The organism is Kribbella sp. NBC_00662, from assembly GCF_041430295.1.
GTDB lineage: Bacteria > Actinomycetota > Actinomycetes > Propionibacteriales > Kribbellaceae > Kribbella.
This window is the reverse complement of record NZ_CP109029.1, coordinates 7,611,762-7,635,874: the sequence shown is the minus strand read 5'-3', so window position 1 is coordinate 7,635,874 and position 24,113 is coordinate 7,611,762. Positions and strand designations below refer to the sequence as shown.

The 24,113-nt window shown below is 65.9% G+C and carries 16 protein-coding genes and 3 rRNA genes; 9 read left to right on the top strand and 10 right to left on the bottom strand.

What is annotated here, in order from left to right; all coding sequences use genetic code 11:
* Positions 1 to 3 precede the first annotated feature (3 nt).
* From OHA10_RS37500 to rrf, 3 genes are all read left to right on the top strand, one after another.
* A 16S ribosomal RNA gene (locus tag OHA10_RS37500) occupies positions 4 to 1,528 on the top strand.
* Between the two features lie 486 nt (positions 1,529 to 2,014).
* A 23S ribosomal RNA gene (locus OHA10_RS37495) occupies positions 2,015 to 5,139 on the top strand.
* 168 nt (positions 5,140 to 5,307) lie between these two features.
* Positions 5,308 to 5,425, top strand: a 5S ribosomal RNA gene (gene rrf, locus OHA10_RS37490).
* The 16S, 23S and 5S rRNA genes sit together here, the layout of an rRNA operon.
* A 68-nt stretch (positions 5,426 to 5,493) precedes the next feature.
* Here the strand turns inward: rrf and OHA10_RS37485 are convergent.
* Entirely contained in the window at positions 5,494 to 5,772 is a 279-nt protein-coding gene (locus OHA10_RS37485) for a helix-hairpin-helix domain-containing protein (protein WP_371403544.1), read from the bottom strand.
* 74 nt (positions 5,773 to 5,846) lie between these two features.
* On the opposite strand from OHA10_RS37485, the gene OHA10_RS37480 reads away from it, so the two are divergent.
* Positions 5,847 to 6,326 (top strand): AAA family ATPase, encoded by a 480-nt coding sequence (locus OHA10_RS37480; protein WP_371403543.1) that lies wholly within the window; start codon positions 5,847 to 5,849, stop codon positions 6,324 to 6,326.
* Between the two features lie 3 nt (positions 6,327 to 6,329).
* Here OHA10_RS37480 and OHA10_RS37475 read toward each other — a convergent pair whose 3' ends face one another.
* The 5 genes from OHA10_RS37475 to OHA10_RS37455 form a co-directional block, all read right to left on the bottom strand.
* Positions 6,330 to 6,977: a hypothetical protein gene (locus OHA10_RS37475; RefSeq protein ID WP_371403542.1), complete on the bottom strand. Its 648-nt coding sequence runs from the start codon at positions 6,975 to 6,977 to the stop codon at positions 6,330 to 6,332.
* Positions 6,978 to 7,695: 718 nt separating this feature from the next.
* Entirely contained in the window at positions 7,696 to 10,812 is a 3,117-nt protein-coding gene (locus OHA10_RS37470; RefSeq protein ID WP_371403541.1) for a chromosome segregation ATPase, read from the bottom strand.
* On the bottom strand, positions 10,809 to 11,477 hold the full coding sequence (locus OHA10_RS37465) for a hypothetical protein (RefSeq protein WP_371403540.1): 669 nt from the start codon (positions 11,475 to 11,477) through the stop codon (positions 10,809 to 10,811). Before OHA10_RS37465 ends, OHA10_RS37470 begins: the two co-directional genes overlap by 4 nt.
* Positions 11,470 to 12,072, bottom strand: a complete 603-nt coding sequence (locus tag OHA10_RS37460) for a hypothetical protein (protein WP_371403539.1) — start codon at positions 12,070 to 12,072, stop codon at positions 11,470 to 11,472. The genes OHA10_RS37465 and OHA10_RS37460 overlap by 8 nt, the downstream gene beginning before the upstream one ends.
* Positions 12,069 to 13,259: a hypothetical protein gene (locus OHA10_RS37455; RefSeq protein ID WP_371403538.1), complete on the bottom strand. Its 1,191-nt coding sequence runs from the start codon at positions 13,257 to 13,259 to the stop codon at positions 12,069 to 12,071. Before OHA10_RS37455 ends, OHA10_RS37460 begins: the two co-directional genes overlap by 4 nt.
* Before the next feature lie 280 nt (positions 13,260 to 13,539).
* On the opposite strand from OHA10_RS37455, the gene OHA10_RS37450 reads away from it, so the two are divergent.
* The 3 genes from OHA10_RS37450 to OHA10_RS37440 are packed head-to-tail and all read left to right on the top strand — an operon-like array spanning position 13,540 to position 15,701.
* Entirely contained in the window at positions 13,540 to 14,343 is an 804-nt protein-coding gene (locus OHA10_RS37450; RefSeq protein WP_371403537.1) for a TrmH family RNA methyltransferase, read from the top strand.
* 48 nt (positions 14,344 to 14,391) lie between these two features.
* The gene (locus OHA10_RS37445; protein ID WP_371403536.1) at positions 14,392 to 15,369 is read left to right on the top strand and encodes an SGNH/GDSL hydrolase family protein; all 978 of its coding nucleotides are present in this window, start codon (positions 14,392 to 14,394) and stop codon (positions 15,367 to 15,369) included.
* Positions 15,366 to 15,701, top strand: coding sequence for an iron chaperone (locus OHA10_RS37440; protein WP_371403535.1), 336 nt, complete (start codon positions 15,366 to 15,368; stop codon positions 15,699 to 15,701). Before OHA10_RS37445 ends, OHA10_RS37440 begins: the two co-directional genes overlap by 4 nt.
* A gap of 3 nt (positions 15,702 to 15,704) precedes the next feature.
* Here OHA10_RS37440 and OHA10_RS37435 read toward each other — a convergent pair whose 3' ends face one another.
* Positions 15,705 to 16,982, bottom strand: a complete 1,278-nt coding sequence (locus OHA10_RS37435) for an SWIM zinc finger family protein (protein WP_371403534.1) — start codon at positions 16,980 to 16,982, stop codon at positions 15,705 to 15,707.
* Positions 16,975 to 19,797, bottom strand: a complete 2,823-nt coding sequence (locus OHA10_RS37430) for a DEAD/DEAH box helicase (protein ID WP_371403533.1) — start codon at positions 19,795 to 19,797, stop codon at positions 16,975 to 16,977. The genes OHA10_RS37435 and OHA10_RS37430 overlap by 8 nt, the downstream gene beginning before the upstream one ends.
* Positions 19,798 to 19,901: 104 nt before the next feature.
* Here OHA10_RS37430 and OHA10_RS37425 point away from each other — a divergent pair, with 104 nt between their 5' ends.
* The gene (locus tag OHA10_RS37425) at positions 19,902 to 20,876 is read left to right on the top strand and encodes a zinc-binding dehydrogenase (protein WP_371403532.1); all 975 of its coding nucleotides are present in this window, start codon (positions 19,902 to 19,904) and stop codon (positions 20,874 to 20,876) included.
* On the opposite strand, the gene OHA10_RS37420 is transcribed toward OHA10_RS37425, so the two are convergent.
* Entirely contained in the window at positions 20,866 to 22,176 is a 1,311-nt protein-coding gene (locus OHA10_RS37420) for a diguanylate cyclase (protein ID WP_371403531.1), read from the bottom strand. The two genes, OHA10_RS37425 and OHA10_RS37420, sit on opposite strands and share 11 nt — an antisense overlap.
* Before the next feature lie 178 nt (positions 22,177 to 22,354).
* On the opposite strand from OHA10_RS37420, the gene OHA10_RS37415 reads away from it, so the two are divergent.
* Positions 22,355 to 22,543: a DEAD/DEAH box helicase gene (locus OHA10_RS37415; RefSeq protein ID WP_371403530.1), complete on the top strand. Its 189-nt coding sequence runs from the start codon at positions 22,355 to 22,357 to the stop codon at positions 22,541 to 22,543.
* A gap of 41 nt (positions 22,544 to 22,584) precedes the next feature.
* On the opposite strand, the gene OHA10_RS37410 is transcribed toward OHA10_RS37415, so the two are convergent.
* Positions 22,585 to 23,862: an MFS transporter gene (locus OHA10_RS37410; protein ID WP_371403529.1), complete on the bottom strand. Its 1,278-nt coding sequence runs from the start codon at positions 23,860 to 23,862 to the stop codon at positions 22,585 to 22,587.
* Positions 23,863 to 24,113 lie beyond the last annotated feature (251 nt).

The window sequence follows — 24,113 nt, the reverse complement described above, 5'->3', positions numbered from 1 at the left end:
TTTTCAACGGAGAGTTTGATCCTGGCTCAGGACGAACGCTGGCGGCGTGCTTAACACATGCAAGTCGAGCGGTAAGGCCCCTTCGGGGGTACACGAGCGGCGAACGGGTGAGTAACACGTGAGCAACCTACCCTCAACTTTGGGATAAGCCTCGGAAACGGGGTCTAATACCGGATAATACCAACTGTCTCATGGTGGTTGGTTGAAAGTTCTGGCGGTTGGGGATGGGCTCGCGGCCTATCAGCTTGTTGGTGGGGTAATGGCCTACCAAGGCGTCGACGGGTAGCCGGCCTGAGAGGGCGACCGGCCACACTGGGACTGAGACACGGCCCAGACTCCTACGGGAGGCAGCAGTGGGGAATATTGCGCAATGGACGAAAGTCTGACGCAGCAACGCCGCGTGAGGGATGACGGCCTTCGGGTTGTAAACCTCTTTCAGCAGGGACGAAGCGAGAGTGACGGTACCTGCAGAAGAAGGACCGGCCAACTACGTGCCAGCAGCCGCGGTAATACGTAGGGTCCGAGCGTTGTCCGGAATTATTGGGCGTAAAGGGCTCGTAGGCGGTTCGTCACGTCGGGAGTGAAAACTCGGGGCTTAACCCCGAGCCTGCTTCCGATACGGGCAGACTAGAGGTAGGCAGGGGAGAGCGGAACTCCTGGTGTAGCGGTGGAATGCGCAGATATCAGGAAGAACACCGGTGGCGAAGGCGGCTCTCTGGGCCTTACCTGACGCTGAGGAGCGAAAGCGTGGGTAGCGAACAGGATTAGATACCCTGGTAGTCCACGCCGTAAACGTTGGGCGCTAGGTGTGGGGGACATTCCACGTCCTCCGTGCCGCAGCTAACGCATTAAGCGCCCCGCCTGGGGAGTACGGCCGCAAGGCTAAAACTCAAAGGAATTGACGGGGGCCCGCACAAGCGGCGGAGCATGCGGATTAATTCGATGCAACGCGAAGAACCTTACCTGGGTTTGACATATAGGGAAATCTCGCAGAGATGCGGGGTCCGTAAGGGTCCTATACAGGTGGTGCATGGCTGTCGTCAGCTCGTGTCGTGAGATGTTGGGTTAAGTCCCGCAACGAGCGCAACCCTCGTCCTATGTTGCCAGCACGTCCTTCGGGATGGTGGGGACTCATAGGAGACTGCCGGGGTCAACTCGGAGGAAGGTGGGGATGACGTCAAGTCATCATGCCCCTTATGTCCAGGGCTTCACGCATGCTACAATGGCCGGTACAAAGGGCTGCGAAACTGTAAGGTGGAGCGAATCCCAAAAAGCCGGTCTCAGTTCGGATTGGGGTCTGCAACTCGACCCCATGAAGTCGGAGTCGCTAGTAATCGCAGATCAGCAACGCTGCGGTGAATACGTTCCCGGGCCTTGTACACACCGCCCGTCACGTCATGAAAGTCGGCAACACCCGAAGCCGGTGGCCTAACCCTTGTGGAGGGAGCCGTCGAAGGTGGGGCTGGCGATTAGGACGAAGTCGTAACAAGGTAGCCGTACCGGAAGGTGCGGCTGGATCACCTCCTTTCTAAGGAGCACTCGACGCCAGGCTCGATGAGTTCTGGTGTCTACTTGCTGTTTCTCGAGCGAATGTCTCGGGGCAGCAGTGCTTCGGACTGTGGAACATTGACCATTAGGCTTGGATCTCACTGGATCCTGTTAGTACTGCTCACTTCGGTGGGCGTGGAACGCGGGTGAGGGATGAGTGAAGAGCCGAGGCGCGCTGTTGGGTCCTGAGGAATCGGGCCCGGGTTCACAGGATTTGTCCTGGGGATCGGGGACTGTTTCTTCTGGGTCACTGTCACACTTGTGAGAGTGTGATGGGTGGCTGGGGCCGGCTCTCACCAAACCGTTGGTGTGGGTGTTCTGGATCGGGTGTGTTGTTTCCCTGGTTTGGGTGCCTGCCTGGTAGGTGGTGGTTTGGGGCTGGTTTTCCTGCCCGTATTTTGAGAACTGTATAGTGGACGCGAGCATCTCTTTGTAGCGTAATTTTGCTTTTTGTTTGTTTGTTTTGTGACAAGCTACTAAGGGCAATCGGTGGATGTCTTGGTACCAAGAGCCGATGAAGGACGTTGGAGCCTGCGATAAGCCCCGGGGAGTTGGCAACCGAGCTGTGATCCGGGGGTGTCCGAATGGGGAAACCCAGCTGGCATTCTAAAGCCAGTTACCAGTGCCTGAACACATAGGGTTCTGGAGGGAACGCGGGGAAGTGAAACATCTCAGTACCCGCAGGAAGAGAAAACAATAGTGATTCCGTGAGTAGTGGCGAGCGAAAGCGGATGAGGCTAAACCATGTGCGTGTGATAGCCGGCGTGCGTTGCGCATGTGGGGTCGTGGGAGCATTCGAGACCTAATGCCGTGGGTCTAAAGAGTTATCAATCACTGTTGAAGTCGAATCTTCTGGAATGTTGAGCCGTAGTGGGTTATAGCCCTGTAGGCGTAAGACAGTGACTCTTGAGTGTTTTCCCAAGTAGCACGGGACTCTTGAAATCTCGTGTGAATCTGGCGGGACCACCCGCTAAGCCTAAATACTTCTTGGTGACCGATAGCGGACTAGTACCGTGAGGGAAAGATGAAAAGTACCCCGGGAGGGGAGTGAAATAGTACCTGAAACCGGTTGCCTACAATCCGTCGGAGCATCTCCTTGTGGGGTGTGACGGCGTGCCTTTTGAAGAATGAGCCTGCGAGTTAGTGGTGTGTGGCGAGGTTAACCCGTGTGGGGTAGCCGTAGCGAAAGCGAGTCTGAATAGGGCGTTTTAGTCGCATGCTCTAGACCCGAAGCGGAGTGATCTATCCATGGGCAGGTTGAAGCGTGGGTAAGACCGCGTGGAGGACCGAACCCACCAGGGTTGAAAACCTGGGGGATGACCTGTGGATAGGGGTGAAAGGCCAATCAAACTCCGTGATAGCTGGTTCTCCCCGAAATGCATATAGGTGCAGCGTCGCGTGTTTCTTACCGGAGGTAGAGCACTGGATGGTCTAGGGGGCTTACCGGCTTACCGAAATCAGCCAAACTCCGAATGCCGGTAAGTGAGAGCGCGGCAGTGAGACTGCGGGGGATAAGCTCCGTAGTCGAGAGGGAAACAGCCCAGATCACCAGCTAAGGCCCCTAAGCGATTGCTAAGTGGAAAAGGATGTGGAGTTGCCCAGACAACCAGGAGGTTGGCTTAGAAGCAGCCACCCTTGAAAGAGTGCGTAATAGCTCACTGGTCAAGTGATTCCGCGCCGACAATGTAGCGGGGCTCAAGCAATCCGCCGAAGCTGTGGCACTCACACAAGTACCCGGCGACCTTCGTGGTCGTCCAGGTGTGTGGGTGGGTAGGGGAGCGTCGTGCAGCGTGTGAAGCAGCCTAGTGATGGAGTTGTGGATGCTGCACGAGTGAGAATGCAGGCATGAGTAGCGAATGACGGGTGAGAAACCCGTCCGCCGGATGATCAAGGGTTCCAGGGTCAAGCTAATCTGCCCTGGGTAAGTCGGGACCTAAGGCGAGGCCGACAGGCGTAGTCGATGGACAACGGGTTGATATTCCCGTACCGGCATTAACACGACCCGACCGAACCCGCTGATGCTAAGAGACGGAAGCGCCAAGACCTTCGGGTTGCGGTGTGGATGTTTTGACCCGAGGTGGTAGTAGGTGCATTGAGGAGTGACGCAGGAGGGTAGTCCAACCGCGGCGATGGTAGGCGCAAGCTGATCCGCGGGCAAGGTGGTAGGGCGAGGCATAGGCAAATCCGTGTCTCATTGAGCCTGAGAGCCGAGGCGGACCCGTTCAGGGGAAGTGGATGATCCCATGCTGCCGAGAAAAACTTCGCAGTGAGTGTTAGAGCCGCCCGTACCCCAAACCGACACAGGTGATCAGGTAGAGAATACCGAGGCGATCGAGTGAACCATGGTTAAGGAACTCGGCAAAATGCCCCCGTAACTTCGGGAGAAGGGGGACCGGATCCGTTACATCATTTACTGGTGGAAGCGGTGATGGTCGCAGAGACCAGGCCCAAGCGACTGTTTACTAAAAACACAGGTCCGTGCGAAGAAGTAATTCGATGTATACGGACTGACGCCTGCCCGGTGCTGGAACGTTAAGGGGACAGGTTAGCTGGCTTTAGGGCCGGCGAAGCTTTGAACTTAAGCGCCAGTAAACGGCGGTGGTAACTATAACCATCCTAAGGTAGCGAAATTCCTTGTCGGGTAAGTTCCGACCTGCACGAATGGCGTAACGACTTGGGCGCTGTCTCAACCGTGGACTCGGCGAAATTGCATTACGAGTAAAGATGCTCGTTACGCGCAGCAGGACGGAAAGACCCCGGGACCTTTACTACAACTTGGTATTGGTGGTCGGTACAATTTGTGTAGGATAGGTGGGAGACTGTGAAGCTCGGACGCCAGTTCGGGTGGAGTCATCGTTGAAATACCACTCTGATTGTTCTGGCTGTCTAACTTTGGTCCGTTATCCGGATCAGGGACAGTGCCTGGTGGGTAGTTTGACTGGGGCGGTCGCCTCCTAAAAGGTAACGGAGGCGCTCAAAGGTTCCCTCAGCCTGGTTGGCAATCAGGTGTCGAGTGTAAGTGCACAAGGGAGCTTGACTGTGAGACAGACATGTCGAGCAGGGACGAAAGTCGGAACTAGTGATCCGGCGGTGGCATGTGGGAGCACCGTCGCTCAACGGATAAAAGGTACCCCGGGGATAACAGGCTGATCTTCCCCAAGAGTCCATATCGACGGGATGGTTTGGCACCTCGATGTCGGCTCGTCGCATCCTGGGGCTGGAGTAGGTCCCAAGGGTTGGGCTGTTCGCCCATTAAAGCGGCACGCGAGCTGGGTTTAGAACGTCGTGAGACAGTTCGGTCCCTATCCGCTGCGCGCGCAGGAGACTTGAGAAGGGCTGCCCCTAGTACGAGAGGACCGGGGTGGACGAACCTCTGGTGTGCCAGTTGTTCCGCCAGGAGCACGGCTGGTTGGCTACGTTCGGGAGTGATAACCGCTGAAAGCATCTAAGCGGGAAGCACGCTTCAAGATGAGGTCTCCCACCGGGTTAACCGGGTAAGGCCCCCAGTAGACCACTGGGTTGATAGGCCAGAAGTGGAAGCGCCGTAAGGTGTGGAGCTGACTGGTACTAATAGGCCGAGGGCTTGTCACACACACAACCCCCTCCATAGAGGACGGGTTGTCAGACGACTTCAAGCTGCGCTATGTAACTGATGTTCGCGTTCACTGTACGGTTCCCGGAATACGGTCACCCCAGCAACCAGACCCCTGCAGGTGGGGGGTTTGTGGTCTTGGTTGGTTGATAGTGTTCTCATATTGTTTCGGTGGCCATAGCGTCGGGGAAACACCCAGTCTCCATTCCGAACCTGGAAGTTAAGCCCGCCAGCGCCGATGGTACTGCGACCGGGAGGTCGTGGGAGAGTAGGACGCCGCCGGACATTCACACTGTTAAGGGCCACCCCACACGGGGTGGCCCTTAACATTTGTACCGGCAAGTTTGGTACGTCTAGCGCTGGCCATTGAGGAGCTGCTTGCGCTGCGGTGTGTAGGACCACCACGGGCGCGCAGGATGGCCGTTGGCTTGGTCCGTGGCCGACATGATCGTGTCTAGCAGACACGGGTCGTGACGTACGCCGTCCTGTTCGCAGATCGTTTCGTAGATCTCGAAGGGATCGCGGCCGGCCAGGTCGTCGACCTCCGTGATCCCAGCGCGGCCGAGATAGCGGGCTACCGCCGCGCCTACGTTCATGAGGCTGGTCAGATCGCTCGATTGATCGGTTCGCATACTCCGACGATGCCTCGGTTATACCGTTCTGGTCTTGAACGGATCGGACAACTTCGGCCCCTTAGGATCACGGGATGGCCGTGATGGTGTTGATCGTGGGACTGCCAGGCGCCGGCAAGACGTCGTGGGCTCGCCGACTCGAGGAGGAGCGCAAGGCGATCCGTCTGACGCCCGACGAGTGGATGGACGCGCTCTTCGACACCAGTGAGGTCGATGGACGTCGCTGGGTGCTGGAGTCGGAGATGCTCTGGGGCGTCGCTGCGCGGGCACTGGAGCTCGGGGTCGACGTGATCCTCGACTACGGCTGTTGGTCCGAGGAAGAACGGGACCTGTTCCGGACCAGGGCGCAGCAGTTGGGCGCGAGCGCGGAGATCGTCGTACTGGATCTGCCGGTCGAGGTGTTGTGGGAGCGGCTCGAGAGGCGGAATGTCGACTTGCCGGCGGCGACGTTCCCGGTCACTCGGGAGGAGCTCCACGAGTGGAGCGCCGCGTTTGAGGTGCCGACGGCGGAGGAGGTCCAGCGCTGGGACCGGCACCTGATTGTGAACAGCTAGCTGCTACTCGGGAGCGATCCCAACAAGTGCGGCTGCGGCGCAGATGTGGACCGGCGTCAGGTCGATGGGAGAGACGGGCGCCTGGAGCAGAGTGCCGCGCTCGTACGGCGTGAGTGTGATGTCGACGCCGGGCGCACCGGCCACCATGCCGCGGACGTACGTCAGCCAGCCCATCATCGGAATGCCGCGGCGGAAGACGCCGGCCGCGGCGGCGAGCTCGGTGTCGGCGATGCTGGCCCAGTCGGGCTCCCAGATCGTGACGACAGCACGCAGTACCTGGGCGAAGCGTTCGGACTGCCTCAGCGCGTCCTCGTCGCTCCAGTGCAGGGTGAGCTGGTCGGAGATCGTGGTCATCGTCCCGCCCATGGACAGGTCGAACAGCCATGGGAGCTCACCGGTGCTCTGCAGATGCAGACGGGTCGTGCTCGTCCCGTTCGCCAGCACCTTCGTGGTGGCCTCGACCATCTCCTCCAGCGGAGTCGAGCCGTCGGCCTCGAGGACGTGGTAACCCCAGCGCTCGTCCTGAGTCCAGTTGTGGACGTCGGGGAACGCAACGGCGACCGCCGTCAGCGTGCGGCCGACGCGGAGCGCGCGATGCTCGACGGACTCGTCACGGTGCGACCACTGGGCGCGGAGCAGCCAGGAAGCCATTCACGCCCTCCGATCATGAGGCGGCCGGCTCTGCGGAGGTGACACTGCGACGCCGGATGCAGGTGACGGTACGCCGTGATACAACCGCTTGACCAGAGGTCCGCCTACTCGGTGTGAGCGGGTGATATCGATCTCTGGAGGCGTCACCGGACCAGTCTGCTGTACCCACCGGTCAGGGGTCAGCACCGGGGTCCGATTTTGGTAACCATCCAACGAAATCTGGACAACTGTCAAAGAATTCAGCTCTTCCAGATAGCCACCAGCAGGCGCTCGAGGCGCCTGCCTGAGTCCACGGCGCCGCCGTAGAGCTTGGAGAGGGGCAGTTGTCGCCTCCAGCCGGGTGGTTGTCGAGGTGGCGCCGGAGACGACGCTGGTCCGGCCCGAGCGACGAGCCGTCTGGCCAGAAGGAGCGGGGATCCATGCCTTGCCGGAAGCCGGCCCAGGTCGTGCCGGCGTCACAGCTGCGGTCTAGCCAGACCGGGGCATTGGTGGCGCCGTCGGTGCGGCCCGACGCCATTGCGTGATTGTCGGGTACGTGCAGTACGTGGAGGCCTGTTGAGCACCTTCGAGGGCAGATAGCACGCCTTCGATGGAGCGAGCGCGTCGCGCGCGAACGAGCTGACCTGGTCCGGCTGTACCTGTGCTTGAGCCGTGCGGGTGCCTGCGGACAACGGGGGGATGAGGACCGCAGGGCCGCAGGGCAAGAGCTCGCTAGAACCTACGTGAGCGTCGGTGAGGCTAGTTCGAGGGTTGGGGTGGAGCCGCGGTAGGAGGTCATCCAGTCGCGGAGTAGTTCGACTCGGGCTGCGTTGTCCTCGTTGCCCTTGACGACTGGGGCCTGGTTGTAGGGCATGGTGTCCGAGCTGCGGCGGAGTTTGACGTACAGCCGGGACGACGCGAGGGCGTACCGCTCCATGTCGTCCTGCAGGGCTCCGATGACCGTGATGTTCCGGTCGCGGCCGATCTGCTCGAAGAGTGCGACTGCCTCGCGGCGGTGCTGCGAACCGAGGTTTCGGCCGAGCTCGTCGAGGATCAGCAGCAGCGGACGGTCTGAGCCGCCGGCGAGTGCCGCGGCGCAGACGAGCTTGACCGCCTTCTCATCCATCTGGGCGGTGTTGCCCTTGACGTTGAATGCGGAGAACGGACCACCCTCGGACCGGCGCCACTTCGGCGTGACTGTCCAGCGCCACGGCTTGTCGGGCTCGGCCGGCGGGTCGGGCTCGGGGAACTCGAGCTTCGCGCCGTACCCGCCGTACTGCTGGTCGAGGCGGTCGAACTCCTGCGACACCAGGCGAAGTCGCGCCTTGATGCCGTCGGCAAGCGACGTGCGGTGGGCACGGGCCGTGCTCTCTGCTTCGTCGAGACCTTCGCGGGCGCGTTCGAGTGCGGCGTTCCGCTCGGCGCGCTGGCTGGCGATCTGCTGTTGCTGCAGGCTGTCGAACGTCTCGTGTTGCGCAAGGTGGCTGCTCAGCGTCCGGTGCAACGCCGGCACCAGACCGACTCGGTCGCCGAGAGTGCCGCTCGTCCAGCCGTCGGGGCCGTTGAGGATCTCCCAGAGCTCGGTCGGGATTTCCTCGCGCGAGCGGGCATTCGGGAAGCAGCGGCGGATGACGTCGTCGAGCTGCGTGCAGGCCTGGTGGTTCCAGTCGGCCGTCGTACGGCGTTGTGCGTCGTCCGGCAGTCCGAGGATGAACTCCTCGGCCTCCGCGGGCGTCCCTCCCCAGGCGGTGGTCCGCGTGGTGAGGTCGAGCGCGGTCTGCTCCTCCAGCAACGCGAGGCGGCGGCCGGTGAGGTCGTCGAGGATGCGGTCGTGGTCGCGGCGGGTGGACTCGAGGTTCTTCAGGCGCTCGTCGCGCACCAGTTGCTGGCCGGCCGCGGCCTCTGCGGATTCCTTTGCCGCTTGGAGTTGCGGCGCGAGCGAATCCCGGTCGGTCTCGTGCCGGTCGATGGTCTCGCGGAGCTGCAGGATCTGCTCCTGGACCGCGTCCGCGTCGGCCAGCGCCCTGGCGGCCGCCGTACGGCGTTCGGCCTGCTCGACCCGCGATCGCGCCTGCTCCAACGCAGCGGATGCGACCGCTCGGGCGGCCTTGGACGCCTCCACGCGGCGCCCGGCCGCCTGGATCCGGGCGGTCCGGCCGGTGATCGGCTCGTCGAACTGACCGACCGAGACCACACCGGCGGTCTCGTCGATGTTCTCCTTGGTCGCGCGTTCGCCAAGAGCGGCGAAGAAGCCGTCCAGCGTGAATCGCTTGTCCGCCGACTTCGGCCCGCGGCGCGACTTCGGTGCGCCCGGGCGATTCGCCAGCACCAGCAGGAAGCCCGGGTACCCGGCGTCGGCCAGCGCGGTCGTCGCGACGGTCGCGTCACCGGCGTCGATGACTACAGCCTCGCGGTACGGCGCGAGCCGCGGCTCCCACTCGGCCCGGTCGGACTCGGGCAGCTCGGTGATGTCGGTCAGCCCGCCGCACTCGATGCCTGCCGTCTCCAGCACCTGCTGCTGGGGCGCAGACACCGTCTGACCGCTCTCGGCCTCACGAAGCTCAGCCTCCGTGTGCTCGACCGCTACCCGCGCCGCGTGGTCGCGGCCGATGTGCTCCTCCAGCACCTCCCGGGCCTCGGCCTGCTCTTCAGCGGCCGCGGCCAGGTCACGGCCGTCCGCCGAACGACCCGCGTCAAGCAGCCGCCGATGCTCCTGGCCGAGCCGCTCCAACTGCTCGCGCACCGAACGCTGGGCCAGATCGAGCTCGCGGTCGCGCGCATCCAGCTTGTCCCGCTCCTGACGGGTCAGCTGCACGTCCCGGAGCATGCCCTCCTCATTGCCAAAGGCATCTATCTCCGCGTCGACAGATTCCTTCCGGGCTTCCTGCTCGGCGACGCGTTCGTCGAGGACGCTGAGCTCCTGGAGGATCTCGCGGTTGCGGGCGTCGCCGTCGATCAAGTGCCGGGCGTTGCGCGCCTGCCAGGACTCCTTGGCTGCGGCGAGCGCTTCTCGCGCGGCGGCACGCTGCAGGATGCCGGCCTCGACGGTCGCCATCTCCTGCTCCCACCGCTGCAGGTCGGCGGTCGCCTGCTTGGTCGCCTCGCGCTGGGTGTGCTCGGCTGAGCGGTGCGCCTGCTCCTGCTCGAGCTCGTGGTCGAGACCGGTCAGCGTCGCGATCGCGTTGAAGATCCGGGCCGGACCGAGCTCGTTGAGCGGCTCGGCGAGCAGGTTGGCGGTCGGGCTGGAGCGCACCGACGTCGACAAGAACGACACACAGCGGACCTGGCCGCCGTACAGGACCTGGGAGAGCTTGTTGGCGTGGAAGTCGGTCCGGCCGTTCGAGTGCGGGAGGGCGGCCCACAGGGCGTCGGCGCCGGCGGCGCGCTCGGCCTCGGTCGCGCCGTACGGGATGTGCAGGCCCTGCTTCCAGCGGAGATCGATGTACGACGCTTTGCGGTTGATCCGGATCCAGACGGTGATCGCGGCTGCCTCGACCTCGTCGAGGTCGGTCAGGTCGGGGTCGGAGAAGACGCCGACGATGTAGCCGCGGTCGACGTTCGACCAGTTGCCTTCCTGGCCGGCCGCCTCCGCCGTGAACAGCAACTCGGCCGCGCCGGGAGCACCGCTGGTGAGACGCCACTGGTCGTCGGCGTGCAGCAGACTGAGCGCGGCGATCCACGACGACTTGCCTGCGCCGTTGGAGTCGGTCGGGCCCTGACCGGCGACCGTGATCAGGCCGCGGCCGATCATCGGGATCGGGTGCGTCGACAGGCGCGACAGGTCGACGACCTGGACCCCGAGCAGCACCTTGGACCCAAGGATGTCGAACGGCCCGTCCTCGGTTGCGGCGCTCATGCTTCGTCTCCTACTGCTACTGGATCTGCCGCTGGAACCCCGTTGCGGGCGCGGATGGCTTCGGCGATCGGACTGGCCGGGGCAGCGGCAAGGATCAGTTGGTCCTGCAATCGTCGGCGTGCTGCTGGTGTGAGTCGCTGGAGCTGTGGACCTGGGATGTACGACGGTCCGCCCGAGTGATCGCCCGAGAGCTGGATCAATCCGGCGGCGCGCAATCGTTGCAGGGACAGCCGTCGCTCCTCGCCGCTGATCCGCGTCGTCCGCAGCTCGTCAACCGTCGTGGGCCGTGCGGACTTCCAGCTGTCACCCGTCAGGATGCCTTCGCTGCGGGGGATCGCGACGGAGTGGACAAGTACCAGCACCAGCACAGCGCGATCGATGACCGACAACGGCTGCCAGCCTTGCGCGACCAGGCTCGCGGCGATGTCGTCGTCGTACCCGGCGGTCCAGTGGGTGCCGTCGACGTGGACGAGCGTGCGCCCGATCAGCTTGAGCATCCGCTGCACCTGGCGTCGGAGCGTGACGTCGCGGAGGCCGGCCAGCTGTACTTCGGCGACCGGATGCGCGGCGTACTGCACTGCGCTGAACGCGGCGAGCACTTCGTCGCGCGCGCGGTCGCTGAGGTCCTGCAGCAACGAGTCGAACAGGGCATGGTGCTCAGTCATCCAGCACCTCCTGGCGTTCGTCGCTCTCCGGCTCGGCCTGCGCGGACAGAACAGCAGGCGGCGGCTCGGGGAGATGACGGCACAGGTCGCGGAGCGTCGACAGGTCCGCGGCGGTCCAGGTGATGACGCGCGGGCCGAGCCGGATCTCGGCGGCCTTCTCGTCCCACCGGATCCAGTGCGTGGCATGCAGACGGCGCAGGCTGCCGATGATCAGGGTCAGGTCGCTCGATTGCTCGGGGCGGCCACGCATCGCGGCGTACACGGACCTGATCTGGGTCAGTGTGCCGGTCACACCCGGCCACGCAGGCGCGCTGCGATCCGTCCAGCAGCAGGTGACGCAGATCGCGAGCAGGCGGGCGGTCTCGTTGGGCTGCTCGACGGCGACCGGCGGAGCGCCAAGCTCCTCGAGGACGCTGTGCCCCGCGCCTGAAGGAAGCGTCGGGACGAGCCAGACCGTGGATCCGTCCGGTGAGGTCGCGCGGGTGAGACCGGCGACGGCCGGCGTGTCCGGGTCGACCTCGAGTGGGCCGGCGGACTGCACCTTCGCCCACCACATCGCGTTGTAGAGCCGCCGCTCGACGGCCTCCGTGCTCATCGCTCCACCCGGCGGAAGATGCCTTCGGTCGCCCACGGCGTCCCCGCGGTCGGGTCGATCCGCATGCCGTCGGACCACACCAGCTCGTAGTCGAGCTCGTCGTGCAGGTGCGCCGCGGTCAGCTCGGCCAGCACGCGTCGCGCCGTGATCCAGTCGCCGGCCCCGTCGACGACCTCCACGATGTCGACCTTGGACCGTCCGGCCAGCACGCGCTCGGCCTCCGCGCGCAGGTCCTCACGATCCGTCGCGGCAGCGGACTCGGGCGCGTCGGCATCCGCAGTCGGGCGTGGCGGCGCCATCCTGGCGCTGCCGGAGCGGCGTCCCGTCTCGACCGCCTCCACCATCGTCTGCGGCGAAAAGTCCGGCGCTGCGGCATCGAACAGAAGACCATCCAGTACGCCGGCCAGCGCATCAGGCTCGCTGCTCCGGGTGAACGTCAGCCACGTTTCGATCGGCAGCAGCCCGAGGGCCCGCGTCGTCCCGGCTCGCTCGACCAGGCGGCCTGCCGCGAGTTGCACGGCGTCGGCGTACGCCGCGAGGGCCATGCGGAGCGAAGTGCAGTCCCGATGGAGCTCTGGCCAGCGCTCGAGGACGATCCGGTGGACCTTCTCGGCCTGCTCGATCAGGCGCTCGTTGCCCCAGGCGAGCTGGGCGTTCTCCCGGAGCTGGGCCGTGGTGCTCGTCGAGACCAGGATCGCCAGCTCGTTTCCGAGGAGTCGGAAGACCTTCGTCATCCGACCGATCGACGCCTTGCCCTCGTCGGCGGTCGCCTGCGGGTCGCTGACGCTGTGCGCCTCGAGGGTGAGCAGTTGGTGCAGCTCGGCCTGGCCGCCCTGGACGGACATCCGGCGCAGGAACATCAGCATCACGTACGGCGCGAACGCGGCGCGGTGGCGCAACTCGTTCGGACGGTCGACGAGTTTGGTGATCGCGCCGTACTGCCGGAGCACCTCGAAGCGGCGGACGATCACGTCGTGCGGATACGCCCGGCAGGCGAGTGTGGCCTGCTCGACCGTGAGACCGTCGCTGCCGGCCTCGGCGAACGCGTCGAGGATGGCCTGGTCGGCCTCGAGCAGGTCGGGGTCGACGATCATCGCGCCGGCCTCACGGGCGAGCACGGCAAAGACCTGACGGTAGACGCGCAGCACGGCCGCCTCGGCCTCGGCATCGAGCAGTGTCGCGTCCATATCGCACTCCCTCCCGTGTGATAGCAGCTGGGCTACCAGAGAAAAGGACTCTAACCACCCGCACCGACAGACCAAAACTCGCCCGCCGGCCACCTGTGGAAAACCGGATGACGGCGGCAGCGAGGCTGCCTACCATCCGATATGTGATGAGAATCCTTGGCTGACGCGGTCGATAGGCCGCGTCAGTACCACGGCGCCCCCTGGGCGTCGCCCCACCGGTGTGGACCCTGTCGCAGGGTCCCCGGTGCGCTTGCTGATTCTCTCCTTTCGGAGCTTGCACATGACTGTGCACCCATTCGCCCACTCGGCGCGTTCCATCGGCGCGCAACATCCCCGTGTCCGTGACCTGCTGACCCTGCGGAAGGACGGTTCACCCGGCCGCATCATGGTCGAAGGCAATTGGGAACACGACCGCCTACTCACCACCGCGGCCTCGATCGAAGCCTTCTTCTGGTGCCCCGAGGTCGCAACGACCGAGGTCCATCGGATCGCGGAGCGCGCCACCGAGGTGTACCGCATCTCGGAGAAGCTGCTCGCCCGGCTCTCCCGCAAGACCCGGTCCGACGGCCTGATCTCGATCGCGCGGCTCCCGGAATGGCGGCCGCACACGTTCGAGTTCACCAACGAGTCGCTGGTGCTGGTCGCGGATGGCGTCGAGTACGCCGGAAACCTCGGCACGCTGATCCGTACGGCGGACGCCGCGAACGCCGACTGCCTCGTCCTGACCAGCAGGCGAGCCCGGCCGACGCATCCGTCCGTGTACTCCGCGAGCCGGGGCACTGTCCTCTCGACGCCGATCCTGGAGTTCGACGACATCCCGTCCGCGGCGGCGTGGTTGCGGAGCCATCGCTTCCGTGTCCACCTCGCGGATCCGGCGGCGACGGGGACGTATCGCGTCCCGCAGTACGACGGGCCGACGGCGTTCGTGGTCGGTTCGGAGGGCTCGGGGCTGTCGCGGGAGTGGCATGACGAGGGGTTCGACGCGGTGTCGATCCCGATGCTCGGGCAGGCCGACTCGCTGAACGTCGCGCTCTCGGCCGGGATCCTGCTGTTCGAGGCGCGGGCTCGGAAGGCCGGCTGGTGAGCTCGCCAGGCAGAATGGCACAGCGAACCCGATCACAAGGAGTGTGCTGTGCCGTTCGAGCCTGGCGAGGTCGTCGCCCCGTCCGATCCGCGCATCGTCCTGGAAGGACAGTGGGGACATCAGCCCGGTGTGGCGATCACCGTGAACTCCGGTTCGCGGATCTCGTTCTCGTACGCCGGTGAGCGGCTGCAACTGCTGTTCGACACCGACGGGCTGACCGTCGCTCCGCACCTGTGGATCACGGTCGACGACGGCAAGCCGGAGCTGCACGTGATCGAGGGGCCGGTCATCGAGCTATCGGCGCCGGACGGACGGCACCGGGTCGAGGTCGTGGTCAAGGACGTGAACGAGCACGTGAACCGGTGGAACCCGCCGTTCTCATGTGCGGTCGTGTTTGCGGGACTCGTGCTCGACGTCAACGCGAGGCTGCGGTTGAGCGGGCGGCCCGGCGGTCCGCGGATCGAGTTCTACGGTGACTCGATCACGCAGGGCGTGCGGTCGTTGAGCGTGCACCCGGAGTCCGAGGGCGCGGACGGCACGACGTCGTACGCGTATCTGACCGCGCGGGCGTTCGGCGCGACGTCGTACCAGGTCGGTTTCGGCAGCCAGGGGATCAGCAAGCCGGGGAACGGTGAGGTGCCGGCCGGTATCGACTCGTTCGGCTGGAACTTCGCCGGCTCACCGGCCGAGCGCGTCGAGCCGTCCGACGTGGTCGTCATCAACCTCGGCGTGAACGATCCGACACTGGAGGTCGAGGAGTACGCGGCCTACGTACGGCGGGTGCGCGCGGCGTACCCGGACACGACGATCGTGTCCCTGCCACCGTTCAACGGAAAACACGCCGACACGATCGAGGCCGCGGTGAAGTCCCTCGACGACCCGAACATCGTCTACATCGACTCCACCGGTTGGATCACCGAGGACGACTGCACCGACCAGGTCCACCCCACGGTCGCGGGCCACGCCAAGATCGCCGAAAACCTGATCCCAGCCCTCGAAGAACACACAACCCTGCGCCGCGCATGACAGTCGACGAGTACATCGCGTCGTTCCCCGAGGAAGTCCGCGAGGTCCTGGAACAGGTACGCCGCACGATCCACGCCGCCGCACCCGGATCCGGCGAGAAGATCAGCTACCAGATCCCCACGATCACCCTCGACGACAAACCCCTGATGTACTTCAGCGGCTGGAAGGCCCACATCGCCGTCTACCCCCTCCCACCCCTCGACGCCGCCCTGGCTGCCGCCATCAAGCCCTACCTCTCCGGAAAAGCCACCCTCAAGTTCCCCCTCGACAAGCCGATTCCGTACGACCTCATCACCCACCTGACCCAGGCCTTCGTCGCTGCCCGGAGCTGAGGGTCAGAGGAGGTCGCGGGGGTCGGCGGTTGGTGGGCGGGTGAGGGTCCAGTCGTTGAAGTGTTGGTCGAAGCGGTACCAGAGGCCGTCCTTGCCCAGGCGGAGTTGGAGTTTGCCGGTGGTTACGCGGTTGGCTTCGATGGTGGCGTGGGGGAGGGCTTCCAGGGCTTCGGTGAGGGCCTCCGGGTCGACCTCGACGGGGTCGTCGAGGGTGACGGCGAGGCCGCCGGGGCCGGCTTCGCGCCAGGCGACGGCCCAGGTGGTGAGTTGGCGGGCGGTGATGCCTGCTCGGTGGGCCAGGTCGGCGAGGTCCGGCGTACCCAGGGCTTTGGATGCTCTTCGGGCCAGGTCCTGCTCGAAGGTGAGGTTGAGGCCACCGTCTCCGTCGCCGGATGCCAGCTCCCAGGCGCGTTGGGCGGCGTCGGTTGCCAGCGCGACCAGATCGCGTACGTCGACGCCGGACGAGCGTGGCGGATCCAGCACGCGCACCGCCGCAGGCACTCCCGGCGCTGCCAGCGGCCTAGGCGGTGCGGGCACAGGCACAGACCCTGCCGCGGACCGATCATCTTGTGTTGGTGGAGCAGCAGGTGACAGGTAGCGGGCGAAGGCGGCTATTGCGGGGATGCCGGTGGGTGGGGGAGTGCGAGGGGCGAGGACTGGTGCGGCGGTGGAGCCGCGACGGGTGCGGAGGGTTGCCAGGAGCTCGTCCTTGCGGCGGCCGCGGAGGAGGAGCAGGGCGAACGGGTCGTCGTCCAGCGAGTCCGCGATCAGGTAGCACACAGCCGCAGAATGCTTGCAGGGAACGGCGAAGTCGGGGCAGGTGCAGTGGGTCAGGACCTCACCGGCACCGGGCAGCAGCTCGAGCCCCGCATCGCGCACGTCATCGATGACCTCGGGCGGCAACTCACCATCCAGCAGCGCCGCAACCCGGCCGATCTGCGCCGAAACCACCTCCAGCACCGAGTCCCACTCAGCGCTCGAGAACGCGCGGATCCGCACAGTCACCTGGTACGGCGTGACGCGGCTACCCTGCACCACCGCCTCGACCTCACCCGGGCTGACGGTCAGCTCGACCACACTCCCGCGCCGCGCGTACGACCGTCCCCGCGACAACCGCCCCGGATCAAGCCGAGCCCGCTGCTCCAGCGCCTCCAACCACGCGCGACCCCACCACGTCGCCCCGAACGGCCGCCGGCTCCCCGGCCCCTTCGCCGCGGGCAGGCCCGCATCCTCACCCTTCCGCCGCCACCCCTGCCACGGCACCCGATCCTCGTCAGCCATCGGATTTCCCAACAGCAGAAGGGTTGTAAGCACTCGCCGAACCGGACTTCGCCGGCGTCGTCGACAGCTCCACCAACTCGGTGAGTTCGGAATCCGACAGCTCGCTCAACCACGCCTCACCCGAGCCGACCACAGCATCGGCGAGATCGCGCTTGGCGTTGATCACCGTCGAGATCCGGTCCTCGAGCGTGTTCTCGGTGACCAGGCGATGCACCTGCACCGGGCGGTCCTGCCCGATCCGGTACGCGCGGTCGGTCGCCTGATCCTCGACCGCCGGATTCCACCAGCGGTCGTAGTGGACGACATGCGTGGCCCGGGTCAGCGTCAGCCCGACCCCGCCGGCCTTCAACGACAGCAAGAAGACCGGCGCTGCACCCGACTGGAACTCCGAGACCAGTTGCTCGCGCTTCCGCACCCCGATCCCGCCGTGCAAGAACAACGACTTGATCTGCCGCGCCGCCAGATGCGCCTCGATGAGCCGGCACATCTCGACGTACTGACTGAAGATCAGCACCGACTCGCCCTCGGACAGGATCACGTCGAGCAGCTCGTCCAGCGCGGCGAGCTTGCCCGAGCGTCGCTCCAGCGGACCAGCCTCGTGCAGGAACTGCGCCGGGTGGTTGCACACCTGCTTCAACTGCGTGAGCAGACTCAGCACGAGCCCACGCCGCGCGATGCCCTCCGCCTCCTCGATCTTGGCGAGCGTCTCCTTCGCCACCGCCTGGTAGAGCGTGGCCTGCTCGACAGTCAGCGGTACGACGACGTCGCGCTCCGACTTCTGCGGAAGCTCCGGTGCAATCCCCGGATCGCTCTTCCGCCGCCGCAGCAGGAACGGCCGCGTCACCCGAGCGAGCCGCGCAGTCGCCTCCTCGTCATGGAACCGCTCCACAGGTACGGCGACGTCGTGCCGGAAGCGATCGAGCGTCCCGAGCAGCCCCGGCGCAGACCAGTCGAGAATCGACCACAGCTCCGACAGCCGATTCTCCACCGGCGTACCGGTCAGTGCGATCCTGGTTGCTGATGGCAACGTTCGCAGCGCGCGAGCCGTGCGGGACAGGGGATTCTTCGCATGCTGAGCCTCGTCCGCGACGACCAGACCCCACGCGACCTCACCGAGAACACGGTGGTCCTGACGCACCACGCCGTACGTCGTGAGCACTACCTCGTCGGGCGCGATGTCGCTGAGTGTCCGGCCCGCCCCGTGATAGCGCCGGGTCGGTACGTCGGGAGCGAACCGCTCGAACTCGCGCTCCCACGTGCCGAGCAATGTCGACGGGCAGACCACCAGCGTCGGACCGCGCCGCTCCAGCTGCAGATGCAGCGCGATCACCTGGATCGTCTTGCCCAGACCCATGTCGTCTGCGAGGCAGCCGCCGAGGCCGAGATTCGCGAGCTGCGCCATCCAGGCGACACCACGACGCTGGTAGTCGCGCAGCGTTGCACGCAGGCCGACCGGATCGGTGAACGGAGCGGGCTCCTCACCCGTCCGCAGCCGAGCGAGCATCGCGGCGAGCGAACCGTCGGCGTCGAAAGGAATGAGCTCGCCGTCGACATCGATGGTCCCGGTCAGCGCCGCACCGAGCGCCTCGGCGCCAGTGAGTTTGCGGCTCGAGCCGTTGCGGAGCCGGCGTACGACGTCCTGGTCGACGCGGATCCAGCGGCCGCGCATCCGGATCATCGGCCGTTTCGCTTCCGCGAGTGCACCGACCTCGGCTTCGGTCAGGTCCTGGCCGTCGAGCGTCGGCCGCCAGCGGAACGCGACCAGATCGTTCAGGCTGAAGTCAGGCCCGGTGATCGCGCCCGGAGTCGGAGTGGCGACGGAGCCCCTGACGGCCAGCTCGCCAGCGAACAGGTCGGTCGGCCAGAGCACCTCGATCCCGGCACCCTCCAACGCCGTGCTTCCCTCGGCCAACTCCTCCAACGCTTCGTCGTCGATGCCGACCTCTTCCGGCGCCGCGTCGCGCAGCGCAGCTCCCAGCGGCGGCCAGACTCGCGCCCCGCGGCGGAGGGCGAGGAGGAGATCGGTCTCGGCACGCTCGCCGAGCGCAGTCAGCACGGCGGCTGGTGCGTTCCACATGTCTGCGACGTCGACCAGCAGGCTCGGGTCGAGTCCGCTGCGCAACTGCAGCACGCCGCGGAAGGTTTCCTGATCCAGCTCGGGTGGTTCGATCCGGAGCACGAGGCGAGCCCCGGCCTCCTCCGCGAGCGCGGTCTCGTCGAGCCAGTTGGACGGTCCGGGAAGCGCGACCGGGTCCACGGCCGCGAATGGCGCCGCGCCAGGGCGCCCTGCGATCGCGGCAGAAGGCGTCCGGACGATCGTGTCGGCGAGCGCATCCCAGAAGGCGCGCAGGAGCTGCTGGGGGTCGACCAGCCGCACCGGCTTCGTGCCCTCGATGGGCAACGCGTGACCGTACGCCGGCATCGCTGCGCTCAGGTTCCGAAGCCAGGCGTGGTCGAGCGGATCGAGGGGAGCCACCCGCCAGGCGCCGTACCCCTCCGGGCTGCGATCCGGGACCAGCCGCCCGCGTCCGATCAGCACCAGCCCGGCCAGCCCAGCTGCCCGCCAGGCGGACCAACTCGTCGAGCCGACCCGGTCCGGATTCGAGTCGCCGTCGTCCGGAGCTGTCAGCCGGGTCAGCACTTCGGTCATCGACAGCAAGCGCGCGGGGACCGTCGTCCGGCGGACCGTCGAACCGCGCGGCAGGACGAGCTCGACCGTGCCGTTGGCCTCCTCGCCGGCGCCGGTCAGATCGCCGTACAGCGCCAACCGACCCGCGCGCGGCGGGTCGGCCGGGACGAAGACGGCGTCGAGCATGCCCAGCACAGTACGCCGGACCACCGACACTTCCCGAGCTTGACCTGAACCATCGTTGAGGTTGCACTCTCGGAACTCCGAAGACAACCGGAGAGAGTGCAGATATGCGTGCAGCAGTAGTGATCGAGTTCGGCGGCCCGGACGTGATCGAGACCCGCGACCTGCCGGATCCTGAGCCCGGAGCAGGCCAAGTGCTGGTCGAGGTGAGGTTCGCCGACGTCATCTTCGTGGAGACCGCGATCCGCCGTGGTCAGCACGGCAAGTTCTTCGACGTCGAACCGCCGTACGTCCCGGGCAGCACCCTCGGCGGACGCGTTCGCGCGGTCGGTCCCGACGTACCGACGGAGTGGATCGGCAAGACCGTCGTCGGCCGCGCAGACGGCTTCGGCGCTCACGCCGAGCTCGGACTCACGACCACTGATCTGGTCGAGGTACCGCCCGAGCTCGACCTGCAGACCGCGGTCGCGGTATACGGCGACGGACTCACCGCGCTCATGCTCGAGCAGCTCGCTCCGTCGATGACCGGTCAGGACGTACTGATCACCGCGTCGGCGGGCGGAATGGGGCTGCTGCTGATCCAGCTCGCCCACCGCGCCGGCGCACACGTGATCGCGGCCGCTCGCGGCGACGAGAAGCTCCGGCTGAGCCGGGCCCAGGGCGCCGACGTGCTGATCGACTACAGCAAGCCGTCCTGGGAGAAGTCGGTGCTTGAGGCAACGAACAACCGCGGTGCCGACATCGTCTTCGAAGGCGCCGGCGGTGAACTCGGCGCGGCCGCCTTCAGTGTGGTCGAGGACGGCGGCTGGTTCTCTGCCCACGGCGCACCGAGCGGCAACCTCGCCGCGATCGATCCCGCCGAAGCCGACCGCCGCGGTGTCACCCTGAAGGGCATCATGGACCTCCGCGCGGACTCGACCACCACGACGATCACCGGCGCCGACGTCATCACCCGTGCAGCCGCGGGCGACCTCGTTCCGGTGATCGACCAGCTCTACGACCTGGACCACGTGGCCGACGCCCACAGGGCGCTGGAGAACCGCACCCTACGCGGCAAGGCCCTGATCCAGGTCAGTCGCTGACGTGGTGGTCCGAGTCGGAACGCTCTGACTGCTCCGGACGATCGAGGTGATCTGTGACGGCCGGCGGGTTCGGGAGAGCTGCGACGATCTGGTTGCGCCCGGACCGCTTGGCCGTCAGCAGTGCGTCGTCGGCGGCCAGGACGAGTTGGTCCATGGTGCTCGCGACATGCGGGTAGATCGCAGCACCGAACGACGCCGGTACGCCGGTGATCGACGCCGTGCCGCCGTTCGTCGTACCGACCGACACCGTGAGGCTCACGAGCCGCGCTCTGATCCGCTCCGCGATCTCCATCACCTCGGTCTCGGACGCGCCGGGCAGCAGCACCGCCAGCTCGTCTCCACCGACCCTGGCGACCAGGTCGCCGTGCCGGACCTCGGCGCGGATCGCTTCGCCGACCGCACGGAGCGCCTCGTCACCTGCCGGGTGGCCGTAGGTGTCGTTGATCTCCTTGAACCTGTCGAGGTCCAGCATCAGCAGACCGACCGTGCTGCGCAGAGTGTCCGCTCGGGCCAACTCCGCAGGCACTGCGCTCGCCCAGTACGACGAGGTGGCCAGACCGGTCTTCGAATCGGTCCCGGCGGCCCGCTGGTACTGCGGAAGCAGGAGATCGCGGTGCAGCGCCATCACCGTCACCATGAGCACAGGGACGACCCATGGGTACGACGACTGGACCGCTGCGATCGCCACGCCGAGCCCCAGCCCGGCGCACACGACCAACTGGTCCGACAGCTCACCGAGCGCTTCACGCGCGGTGGCCTCGGGAGAGGCGAGCAGGATGGCGCCGATCACCAGCGCGTAGTTCACCAGCCACCAGGTCGCCGCCGCGGCCATGACCACCAGCAGTGACCACAGGCCGGTCGGCACCCGCGGCTCGGTCAGTACGCCGCCGGCACGCAGCACGGCCGCCGCGGCGGCGCTGGCGAGGATGTAGGTCGCCGTGGAGAACACCTTGCGGTGCGCAACGGTCCGCCCGTACACCCGGAACCAGGAGTACGCGTAGGCCAGCACGATCAGCGGGATGACCAGCGACAGCGGGAGCAGTAGCAGGGCCGCGAAGATCCACAGGCACTTCAGATTCGTGTGCGGTGAAGTATTGGCCGCCATCTCGCGTCGGCGCTCGATTCCGCGGGCACACTCCAGGTGCAGGGTCGAAGCGACGGCAAGGACGACGAATGCCACCCACTCGGAGTGCCGGACGCCGGAATTCGGCCCGCTCACCGTGCTGCGAACCGCGAGTGTGGTAATCGTGACCGCAATCACATCAATCGCGAGCACATAAGCCAGAGCGGTCCTCGGCAACGACCAGAGCTTCCATTGCCGGGGTGGCCCCCAGCTGCTCCGACCGATCAGAATCATATGAGCCTCACACACAGTCGATCTGAGCGGTTATGTGTACATCGTAACGACCTGTTCACGTCTGGTCACCCCCGTGTCCAGGTCATTCCATCAGTTGGTCATTCCAGAAGGGTCGAGAATCATGCAGAAGACGACGCGCGGCACCGGCAACGGCAACGACTGGTTCACCGGCGGCAACGACTGGTTCCACGGGGGGAACGACTGGTTCACCGGCGGGAACGACTGGTTCACCGGTGGCGGCAACGACTGGCTCCGTGGCGGTAACGACTGGTTCGCGCCGCGCACCGCCAATGGCGGTAACGATTGGTGACGAAAGGTAAATCTTTACCTCGGTCTTACGTTCCGGAGAACTCACTCACGAGATAAACCGGACGGCCCGGAACTTAATCCTGACGGCAATTCTCCGGAATGAGCGTCGATTCGGCGGGCGCGCGCCCAGGCGCCGCCCGCCGCGGCCGCCAGCAATGCGCCGGTGACACCCATCACGGTGAGTGCCCCGGCTGCGCCGAATGGTTCTGCCAGCACTCCGGCGAGCAGAATTCCGAGGCCCTGGCTGCCCTTCAGCGCGGTACCCGCGACGCCGAATGCTTTGCCGCGCTGGTGATCGGGCACCGCCTGGACGAACGCCGCACTCGTCGGCAGGTGGTACGCCGACGCGGCGCCGGACAACGCCCAGAGACAGAACGTCACCACGGGGCCCGGCTGGAGCGCACTGAACGCCAGCGGCAAACAGGCCGCGACCGCGAGCGGTCCGAGCAGTTTCATCCGCCGCTCCGGTGGCCACAGCGTGATCAGCCACATCCCGAGCACACAGCCGGCCGGGCTCGCGGCCAGCAGGATCCCGGCAGTTGTCGTGCCGCTGCCGATCTCGTGGGCATAGGGGACCGCCAGACCCTCGACGGTCACGTAGAAGCCGGCGATGGTGGCCAGCAGGACCAGCGTGCGGAGTTTCGGCGTACGGGCGACCAGGGCGATGCCGGACGTCAGGTCCTTCAGATAGCTCCCGGATGGCGCATCTGTGCCACTTGTCGGAGCGGGCCGTCGGCGTACTCCGAAGGTGATCAGAAGGGCCGACAGGACGAAGGTGGCGGCGTCTAGAAGCAGGCCGCCGGACGTCCCCACGGCGACCACGACGGCGCCGCCGAATCCGAAGCCGAGGACCTGGCTGAACTGGACGACCATGTCGTTCGCGGCCTTGCCGAGCACGTAGTGATCACCCGGGAGTACGGCGGGCAGTGTCGCCCCGCGCGCCGCGTTGAACGGCGACCCGAACGCCTGCAGCGCGACCAGCAGGAGGATCACGACGAGCAGTGGAAGTGCCTGGATCGCCATACCTGCAACGAGAATCGCCCGCGCGACGTCGGTGACGATCATCACTGTACGGCGTGGGTAGCGGTCGGCGAACCCGGCCAGCAGCGGCCCGAACAACAGGTCCGGCACGTAGGTCAGCGCGTAGGTCACCGCGGTCAGTCCGGCCGACGAGGTCCGGTCGAAGACCAGCACCGACAACGCCACCCGCGCGAGCTGATCACCCGCGACCGACAGCACTCCGGCCAGGAACAACGCACGGAACTCGGCGTGCCCGAAGACGTCACGCCAGCGCGCCCGATCGACCACCGCAACCGACATACCTACGACGTTAACCACATTGCGTGGCCCGACACCTCCCGAGGGTGATCAACACCGTGTCCGGCAGGGGTTCAAGGGATAACTTGCGGCGCATCTGTGCCAGTTCGGGCCTGGATTGGGGACCCGGTAGCGCAGTATTTGGGTGAACGTTCTACTCTGGAGATCTCCGGTAGCGGGGTCTGGGCGGGGCGGCCCCGACCCTGCTACCGGAGCTCTTCTTTTCCGGCCGGTGCGAGCCCCGAAACTGTCGG